The following is a 9,414-nucleotide window of genomic DNA, read 5'->3' on the forward strand; positions in this document are numbered from 1 at the left end:
ACTCAATTGTCTATCTTTTGGTATTAACCTGTTTGTGCCTTAAGTCCTTCCCTGTATGGATTTCAGCTACTTTTGAGCGTAGGCGCTCTCATCGAATTTTATTTTAAGTTAATTATTTGCATAACAATTCCCGAAGAGCCTGAGGATGAAACGCTACAGGGCCAGTATGAATGATAATTTCATGGTAAAAATCTTGACAGAATCGTGCAGTTGACTGAGAGAGGAGGTAGATGTTAATCTTATAATTGGCTAGGACTTTTAGGAATTTAAGGAACTGAGTAGATGAGGTAGCCAGAATAACTGGCAAAACCAGAAATTCTCTAGCCTTGTGCAGGTCAAAGCCTGATTTAGTCATCAAATTTTAGACCCAACCCCTCAGAATTTGAAAACTCCATCAACATGCGATTACCCTGACAATAGCATCAATCTTAAAATGATGTTGTCGCATAACATATTTAAAAGCATTTCGTAGTCAATCCACATTTTCAGGTTCACACAAAATTCTGTGACGATTGTATGTCACAACTGTAAAAAAATAAGTGGCTTTAGGTGTTTTTGCTCTACGGTATTGCATCAAGTTAGAATAACATTTATTGGATTGGTGTTTACGCAACTGGCGTTGGGTTTCGTGCCTCAACCCAACCTACCAAACTGTTTATTCTCTCCTTAAAAAAGTGATTTCTGCGTCATTATTCAGTAATAGATAAATGCTTTAAAATTTTAACAATTTGTTCTTCTGTGCGAGTTTTACGCTCAGATAATACTGCTAATTGATGATAATAATCTGCCTGAACTTCGTAAAAATTGGATTGGGCTGCCGCAATTCTGCCCAAGTATTGATATAGCTGGCCACGTTCTGCTCGTCGTTCTTCTCTATCTGCTGCGATCGCCTCTCGCTCAGTTGCCATTGCATCGGATAAAACCGCAATAGATTTGGCATTAGACTCAATTAGTTGTTTCAATTGATCATCAGTCATAAGCTAGTGTAGAACGTAGGTCGGGTTGAAGCATGAAACCCAACGCCCGCTCATGTTACGCTACCGCTAACCCATCCTACAAATAATTCTGCCTCCCTACTTACTAAATCTGTTGAGTATAGGTTACATATCAGGAGAGACAAAAGGCAATTTAAATGCGCGGGCAGCTTAGAACTTACCCGAACAAAAGCCCCCAGAAAACATCACTTTCTAGGGGTTTAATTACAATTGACGGAAAACAAACTTATAGGGAGGTTAACCTCCAGCCACAGCCGGAACGATACTGACTTCATCGCCATCTTTTAAGGGGGTTTGTGTCCCATCGAGGAAGCGAATATCTTCACTGTTGACGTAGAAATTTAAAAAGCGTCGGGGTGCGCCCTCTTCATCGCATAAGCGGGCCTTAATACCAGGGAAACTTGCTTCTAAGGATTCGATTAAACCACCGACACTACTAGCACTACACTCGATGGTAGCCTTATTTTCTGTAAATTTTTGCAGGGGAGTAGGAATGAGAACTTTTACAGCCATAGATATCAAGGAAAAAGTGGAAAGGACGGTAAGCTGCGCGCGAATTTAAATTGCTTGTGGAGATGAGGCAAGGGAATAATTGCCCCATCATCCCTGAGCATCAATTCTAGACGAGAACCTGTTGCCATTCGAGGCGTTCGAGGGTGCGGGAACGTTCTAGGGCCCGTTCAAAACTTTCTAATTTCGGTTCGATTAACAGGGGTTCACCGATATAACCCTGTACCGCTTCTTGGGTTTTTAGACCATTACCGGTGATATAAACGACCGTGGTTTCTTCGGGGTCGATTTTACCCGCTTCTACTAATTTTTTCAAGACAGCGATAGTCGTACCGCCCGCAGTTTCTGTGAAAATGCCTTCCGTTTCTGCCAAAAGTTTAATACCTTCGATAATTTCGGCATCGGTGACGGATTCAATATTACCGCCGGTTTTACGCGCAATATCAAGGGCATAAACACCATCGGCGGGATTACCAATAGCGATCGATTTGGCGATAGTATTGGGTTTAACTGGGGCGACAAAATCCCGTCCTTCCTTGAAAGCTTGGGCAATGGGGGAACAACCCTCCGCTTGAGCGCCACTAAAACGCACTGCTTTATCTGCCACCAAACCGACTTTGACGAATTCTTGGAAGCCTTTATAAATCTTGGTAAAGAGGGAACCACTGGCTAAAGGTGCGACAATATGGTCGGGGAGTTTCCAGCCTAATTGTTCAGCCACTTCAAAGCCTAAAGTTTTGGAACCTTCGGAATAGTAGGGACGCAGATTGATGTTGACAAAACCCCAACCGTAGGTATTGCCCACTTCTGAACAGAGACGGTTGACCTGATCGTAGTTGCCTTTGACTGCCATTACCGTGGGATTATAGATTAGGGTGCCAAGAATTTTACCCGCTTCTAAGTCGGAGGGAATGAAAACACAACAGTCTAAACCGGCGTGAGCGGCAATAGCGGCGGTGGAATTGGCCAGATTTCCCGTACTAGCACAGGAAACGGTGGTAAAACCTAATTCTTTGGCCCGGGTAAGGGCGACGGATACCACTCTATCTTTGAAGCTGAGAGTGGGCATATTGACGGCATCATTTTTAATGTAGAGATTTTTTAGACCCAAGCGCCGGGCTAAACGGTGGGATTTAACTAGGGGAGTCATACCCGTACCCACATCGATGGGATTTTCACTTTCCACCGGCAAAAAGGAACGATAGCGCCAGATGGAATTGGGACCTGCTTGAATGCTTTCTCTGGTAACGGTGCGACGGATGAGGTCGTAATCGTAGTCCACTTCTAGGGGGGCAAAGGTTTCTTCGCAGATATTCAGCGCTTTCAGAGGGTAAGAAGTCCCTCCTTCCTTAGAAACCAAGCGGGTAAAGGTGGGGATGAATTTTGAGGTTTTGATGTTTGTCGCTAGGGTCATGATTTTCCTGTCTTGCCGTCAACTGAATCTATAAGCATCCTATCACCGGCAAAATCTTGGTGTCAAATATACCCGACAAAAATAGTCGGGTATAAATTTATACAAAAAATAGGTGATATTCTGGGGAGCAGCAAGGGTTAAGGGGAGAGAGTTCGGCTGCCGTGTCAGGAAACTTCGGGGTAGTTTTAGGTCAAAAAAAGGACGAGGAGAAGGGATTTAAGTGTTTTAGGAGGCTATAGCCTATTTACTGCGAATTTTATCGAAATAAGCTCTTATTTTTGTTTAAATAGCTTAAACAGGGGGCGATTAACTGCGTTTGCCAGAAAGTTTCTCGCTTTACTCAGGATGATTGTCAAGAAAAGTGACAAATTATGTGATTTTGTTGAGAAATAATAATTTTTTCTGGACTGCCCAATAAAATTGACCATTTCTGATTGAGAGAACGTAGGTTGGGTTGAAGCATGAAACCCAACGCCCTCGTCTCACACTTATCTGAAATGACTATAATTCATAATTCATAATTCCCAGTCTCCTTTTTAAGCTTGTTGTCATCATTCTCCTGAATCCTGACTACTGGCTCCTTACTCCTCACCTAACGGAAGATTTTTGATTTTTGCAAGAGATCTATTAGACATCTGCTTTTTGATAAAAAGTTAAGGTAGTATTGCCGTAGCGTTTTTGACGACAAATGGTTAAACCTTCTAGATTAATTGCTGGCCAAGATTTGGGATTATGTTCCACGGCAATTTCCCCCAGAGAATCTAATAAATTAGATTGAGAGATGGCAGTTAATACCGGTAAATATAACCCGCTTTCGTAGGGAGGATCAAAATAAATTAAATCAAAACTTTTCCCCGCTAAAGTGGCTAACTTTGTCAGTACATCCCCCCGAATTACTTGAAATTGCTGGTGAGAAGTTGCTAAATTGCGCCAATTTTCCTTAATAATTTCGCCAGCGCGTCCTGATTGTTCAATTCCAATTACTAGACTCGCACCTCGACATAAAGCTTCCGCACCCATGGAACCATTACCCGCACAAAGATCCAACCAACGACAGCCAGATAATTTCTGTTGCCAGATATTAAATAAAGCTTCTCGCACCCTTGCTGTCGTCGGACGGGTTAATTGTCCTGCTAGGGTTTTTATGGGACGATTGCCGTAAATTCTCATCGGTTAAAAGGCAAATTCAGTTAATCTTTTTTGTAATAAATCAGGAAAAAGAGCATAGTATCTTTGATTGAGAGGAGAAGGATGGGGGAGAGGCAATAAAGTCACTTTTTTTTGCTGTTTTAATCCCTGTTCATCGGTAGCGGTGAGGGTAACTAGCAGTTTTTTGGTAAAGCGTTCTTTATCAAGATAGAATTTATCTACTTCTTTGGGTTTACCGTAGGGTTCAAACCATTTAAAAGCTTCCGTGCCAAGGGTGATGATATGATCACCTTGCCAATAAAAAACGAGCAGTTTTTCTATAAATGGACGAAAACGATCTTTCACTTCCCCAGAATAAGCTTTATTACCAGGGGGTTTGTAGGGAACTGTATTAGTTAAGAAAATTCGATCGCACACCGATAATAGCTCTTGACGATCATGGGATTTTCTCCCCTGCCAAGCTTGAAAAAATCCCTCTCTTACCATTCTACCAGCAGCCCCGATCAAAGGTTGTCCTGCATACACTTCATCTCGTCCTAAATCCCGGCCAAAAAAGCATAACTGACTAGCAAGATTACCAGCATACAAAACTGGTTCAAAGGGGTCTTTTTTTGCCTCTTGGTAAATTAGGGTATCGATGGGAAAATCCTCTTTTTTTGCCTCTTGGTGTACCTGTTTAATTAGGGTTTTAATATCGGTCATTTCAGTTATCAGTTATCAGTTATCAGTTATCAGTTATCAGTTATCAGTTTTCAGTTTTCAGTTTTCAGTTCACTGAAAAAAGCTTCTCCCCACACCCCACACCCCAATTCACTCCTCGGTGCGATAGCCAAATTCTGCTAAAAGTGAGCGAGATTGTCGCCATTTCGGTTCTACCTTCACAAATAACTTTAAATATACCTCCCCAGCGATTAACTTTTGAATAGCCGATCGAGCGGAAGAGCCGATCGCTTTTAACATACTGCCATTTTTACCGATGACGATCCCTTTTTGGGAAGCTCGTTCCACGTTAATGGCGGCAAAAACCTTGGTTAAAGCGGGAGTTTCCTCGACGCGTTCAATCACCACCGCCACAGAATGGGGAATTTCCTGACGGGTTTGCAGTAAAATCTGTTCGCGGATTAATTCGCCCATAATAAACCTTTCCGGCTGATCGGTGACTAAATCGGGGGGATAGTAATAGGGACCGACTTCGAGGGAATCAGTTAACAGATTTTGCAGTTCTGCGATTCCCGTCCCCTCCAGTGCCGAAAATTTCAGCAGAGACCAGTTATTTTCCGCCGCTAAGGTGCGATAACTATCGTCGATAGGCTCCGGGTCTTCCGGTTGCTGATCGGCTTTATTTAGCCCTAAAATCGTGGGAGTTTGGTTTTTAGTCAGTAAATCGGCGATATAGCGATCGCCACCGCCCAAAAAATTACTACTATCGACAACAAATAAAACTAAATCTACAGAATTTATGGCGTTTTCGGCATTTTTAACTAAAACTTTGCCTAATTCGTGATGGGGTTTGTGAATGCCGGGGGTATCGACAAAAATCATCTGGGAGCGCTCGTCGGTGACAATGCCGCGCAAACGGTTGCGGGTAGTTTGAGCGATGGGGGAAGTAATGGCGATTTTTTGTCCCACTAATTGATTCATCAGGGTGGATTTGCCCACATTAGGACGACCAATAATGCCAATAAAACCCGATTTAAAACCAGTGGGTGCGATGGGAATTACTGCCGAATCGAGATTAAAGGCTTGGGAGTTGATCAAATCGTTCATAATTAAAGAATATTACTTAAAAAATATTTTTACCCATGCAAAGGATAATTTTGTTCTTGTTAGTATTGATTCTAGGCTGTAGTAACCATTTAGAATTATCTATAGCAGGAAATTTAAGCGATCGCTTAACTAATTATCCTCGCTGGATGACTAAACCAGTGGTTAGTTTTGCCAGTGGAGATTTAGTTTATCCCGATTGGATGGTAGGCAGTTGGACTGTCACCAGTACCCTAATCGATTTAACCGCTCCTCTTGCTCCCCAGATTATCACACCTGGTTTTGAAAGTAATCGTCGTTACCTAGAAAAATCGATCGAGTTTCCGGTGAGATTCATCGAGAAAGCTATTTCCAGACCGATAAATGCTGCCTTTTTATCCACTATTATCAGTAAACCATCAATTGTGGCCGATCGATCCTTTAATGGTTTAGCAATTAGTCGCGCCTATTTGGGTAGTCAATCGGTATTATCGGTAAAAACTGACCCTAATAATCCCAATCGTCAGATTACCTTTTTACGGGGCGCTCATCAACTAATTTCCACGGTAATTGCCAGAAATAGCGAAACTCCTAGCGGCAATCAATTTATTGCCACAGAAATCAGTCAACAAATTTTCCGGGGAGAAACCAATACTTATCTTAATGAGGTGGAAACCACCACCGCTTATGAGTTATTATCTCCTAATAAAATTCTAGGCGATCAGGTGACAGCCATTTATCTTTCCCCCCAATCCCCTGATTATTTCCAAGCGCCGAATCGTCCTGTAGCTTTGTATCGTTATCGCCTAGAATTGCTGAAAGATTAATAGAACTCCTGTAAAAATCAACAATCTTCCCTTAGATGAGGAGACAGGAGGAGAAAAAAGACAAGAGACAATCCTAGCCATAAAACCTAAGATTATGTCCAAAAGGAATTAAGAGAACTTTCCCGGGCCTAGTTTTCGGACTTTATTGAAGGACTTGGGGACGATTTGCTTGAATACTCTTAATCCCTCCTACAGCAGATGTTATGGCCTTTTGTCAACGGGGAAGTTCATTTATACTGTCTTTTACTCAGCCAAGAAAGCGAGGCTCCCACCGCCATTAACTGCTCAATGTGAGCTAAGTTTCTTTTTCTTGAATTGGTCTTTGATGGGTTTGTAGGTGGGGTTAATCGTCTAGTTGTTCAACCTTTTTTTAACGCATTATTTCTGTGAGGTAAATGTTATGACTAATATCATAGGTATAGGTTCTTATGCAGCAGGATTAAGCACTTATCTTGCGTCTTTAGCTTATCATCAAAAACATCAGGTAAAATCTAAAAAGGTCTTATCTTGTCAAGTAACACCGAGTGATCCGTTTGCAAAACAATTGAGTGATGAGGCAGAAAACATTTTAAAAAAGCAATTGATGTTAAGTAGGGAGGCACAATCATTTGTAGGATGGGTTAGCGGTAGCGTAACCCATCGGGGCGTTGGGTTTCATGCTTCAACCCAACCTACGTTCATCTTATATTTAATTCCACCCACCTACTTAGAACTAACAGGATTTAACGGTATTTTTTGCCAGCATCCTTTCTATAGTTTTACTATTACTCTGGAAATAAAAGGATTATTTTGGGCTAAAAATACAGAAAAAGTTTCATTTGCTATCTACGATATGCCAGATAGTCTCTTGAGAGATATTAGAGAGTTTTCATCATCTCATAGCTTCACAGAATACTATGATGATTTATTTAGTGATATAGGTGGATATTTCTTACCAATAGATGGAACATCTCATCGAGAAGATGAGGTATATGCTAAGTCTTTAGAAAAATTTACTACAGATTTAACACAGCGTAACCCTCAAGGTTGTCGTATCGCTTTTGCTGTCACGAAATGTGATTTATCAGAACTTTGGGTTAATCGAGATGATCCTCGTGGTCTGGTACAAAGACTCTTTCCTAAAATGTATGAAATCCTAGAAAATTGGACTCAGGAGGACAAGGGAAAAGTCGAATATTTCACCACTTCATCCTTCGGAGTATTTGGTAAATATTGCGAACCAAATTCAATTATTCAATCAGAAAGTGGGAGAGCATTTGCCGTGATTAGAAATCCTCAAGAATGGCAACCTTTTGGACTAATTGAACCCTTATATTGGTTATGTACGGGTAAAATGCTATAATTATTGTAGAAAAAATTAATATTGCTTGCCCAAAAAATTATTGAGTGATTCGGGAAAGTCTGAAAATGAAACGCTATCAACTTCTTCAAGAAAAACGAGAGAATATTATAAAAATTGCCCGAAAACATGGAGCATTTAATATTCTAATATTTGGATCAGTTGCCAGAGGAGAAGACAGCAATGACAGTGATATTGACTTTTTAGTAGAAATGGAACAAGGGCGCAACTTATTAGATAGAATTGGTTTAATTCAAGACTTAGAAGATTATTTAGGCTGTAAGGTTGATGTGGCTACTATTAACAGTTTACGAGATTGTTTTCGGGAAAGAATCATGAAAGAGGTGATTCCTTTATGAATGATGACTTAATTTATTTAGGTGATATTTTAGATAGAATTGAACGAATCGAATCTTATACACAGGAGGGAAAAGACAGATTCTATCAATCTTTATTAATTCAATCATCAAATTATTGCCAATGAAAAGAATTACAATTAGTTGACAACATGGAGGTTAAACAAGTGAATCAAATTATTTGTATCGGCTCGCGTTGCAGGAAAAACACATCTTTGTCTAGAAATTCTTAATCCTGATGGTCATTATATCAAAGTTGTAGAACCCGATTATAAATTCATGAAATCTTTGATACTTGACGATAGAGGAATTACAAGAGCAGGAACAATAAACGGGTGCAGGTTTTCTGAAACATATATGGAGTTTAAGGCTTATTTAACAGCTGGTCTTCAAACAATGGCTCTTCTGGTTTCTGTGTGGAAACTAGGTCTATACTGATAGAATATCCGCAAAATAGTCCTAAAAGTCTTTCCCAGTAAACATTTCACGATTCCATAAGCAAAAATTATCACACAAAGTCGAGAAGAGCCAAACAATTGACTTAGATATAATTGATACATTAGGAGAAATTTGGCGAAAATCTTGGCAAGATGTTCATGAGTGGCAAGAAACATTAAATAAAATTCAGACAGCAGATGCGGTTTTAGTTATTTTAGAACCTTATCGAGAGATTATTAATCCTGAAAAAGACAATCTAGATCATTTTATTACTCGTCAACAATGGATCAAAAGATTTGAAAAATGGGTTGACTTTTTGCTCAAAGAATGCTCTCAAGTTTCTCACTTATTAATCTGTTTAAATAAAGTGGATCTCTGTCCGATTAATCTCACGGAAGAAGCTAAAAAACTAGCTTATGATCCTCATTATCAATACCTTAATTGGCAAGAAAAAGACAGTTATGTTTATCATCGTTATTTTACCCCCGTACAGTCTCAAATTCAGGCTCTTCGTTACCCTTTATGCTAAATCAACATACAAGATGCCAAGATAACATACTTCTAACCCAAAAATTCCGAAAGTTTCTAAAGCCATAGCCTCTCCGTTTTATTAGTTTAAGTTTATTGTTGATTCCCTCGACCA

Annotated in this window: 11 protein-coding genes; 4 read left to right on the forward strand and 7 right to left on the reverse strand. The window is 40.2% G+C overall.

The window, feature by feature from the left end:
- Positions 1–689: 689 nt before the first annotated feature.
- From IM509_RS00555 to era, 6 genes are all read right to left on the reverse strand, one after another.
- On the reverse strand, positions 690–977 hold the full coding sequence (locus IM509_RS00555) for a hypothetical protein (protein WP_002789813.1): 288 nt from the start codon (positions 975–977) through the stop codon (positions 690–692).
- A 255-nt stretch (positions 978–1,232) separates the two neighbouring features.
- Complete coding sequence (locus IM509_RS00560; protein ID WP_052276690.1) at positions 1,233–1,508, reverse strand: MoaD/ThiS family protein; 276 nt, start codon at positions 1,506–1,508, stop codon at positions 1,233–1,235.
- 106 nt (positions 1,509–1,614) lie between these two features.
- Positions 1,615–2,919: a threonine synthase gene (gene thrC, locus IM509_RS00565; RefSeq protein WP_002750866.1), complete on the reverse strand. Its 1,305-nt coding sequence runs from the start codon at positions 2,917–2,919 to the stop codon at positions 1,615–1,617.
- A 627-nt stretch (positions 2,920–3,546) separates the two neighbouring features.
- The gene (gene rsmD / locus IM509_RS00570; RefSeq protein WP_052276689.1) at positions 3,547–4,089 is read right to left on the reverse strand and encodes a 16S rRNA (guanine(966)-N(2))-methyltransferase RsmD; all 543 of its coding nucleotides are present in this window, start codon (positions 4,087–4,089) and stop codon (positions 3,547–3,549) included.
- Positions 4,090–4,092: 3 nt separating this feature from the next.
- Positions 4,093–4,770, reverse strand: coding sequence for a uracil-DNA glycosylase family protein (locus IM509_RS00575; RefSeq protein WP_002789809.1), 678 nt, complete (start codon positions 4,768–4,770; stop codon positions 4,093–4,095).
- Positions 4,771–4,878: 108 nt separating this feature from the next.
- A complete protein-coding gene (gene era, locus IM509_RS00580; protein ID WP_072925930.1) occupies positions 4,879–5,835 on the reverse strand; it encodes a GTPase Era in 957 nt (318 codons plus the stop codon).
- A 35-nt stretch (positions 5,836–5,870) separates the two neighbouring features.
- Here era and IM509_RS00585 point away from each other — a divergent pair, with 35 nt between their 5' ends.
- The 4 genes from IM509_RS00585 (at position 5,871) to IM509_RS00600 (ending at position 9,300) form a co-directional block, all read left to right on the forward strand.
- Entirely contained in the window at positions 5,871–6,638 is a 768-nt protein-coding gene (locus IM509_RS00585) for a DUF6816 family protein (RefSeq protein WP_002789806.1), read from the forward strand.
- Between the two features lie 400 nt (positions 6,639–7,038).
- Positions 7,039–7,980: a hypothetical protein gene (locus IM509_RS00590; RefSeq protein WP_052276688.1), complete on the forward strand. Its 942-nt coding sequence runs from the start codon at positions 7,039–7,041 to the stop codon at positions 7,978–7,980.
- 65 nt (positions 7,981–8,045) lie between these two features.
- A complete protein-coding gene (locus IM509_RS00595) occupies positions 8,046–8,336 on the forward strand; it encodes a nucleotidyltransferase family protein (RefSeq protein WP_052276687.1) in 291 nt (96 codons plus the stop codon).
- 751 nt (positions 8,337–9,087) lie between these two features.
- Positions 9,088–9,300, forward strand: a complete 213-nt coding sequence (locus IM509_RS00600) for a hypothetical protein (protein WP_185237684.1) — start codon at positions 9,088–9,090, stop codon at positions 9,298–9,300.
- A gap of 1 nt (position 9,301) precedes the next feature.
- Here the strand turns inward: IM509_RS00600 and IM509_RS00605 are convergent.
- Positions 9,302–9,414, reverse strand: a 113-nt coding sequence (locus IM509_RS00605; protein ID WP_071784045.1) for a transposase, incomplete at its 5' end; no start/stop codon positions are given.

This window comes from Microcystis sp. M31BS1, assembly GCF_020245285.1.
Lineage (GTDB): Bacteria > Cyanobacteriota > Cyanobacteriia > Cyanobacteriales > Microcystaceae > Microcystis > Microcystis panniformis.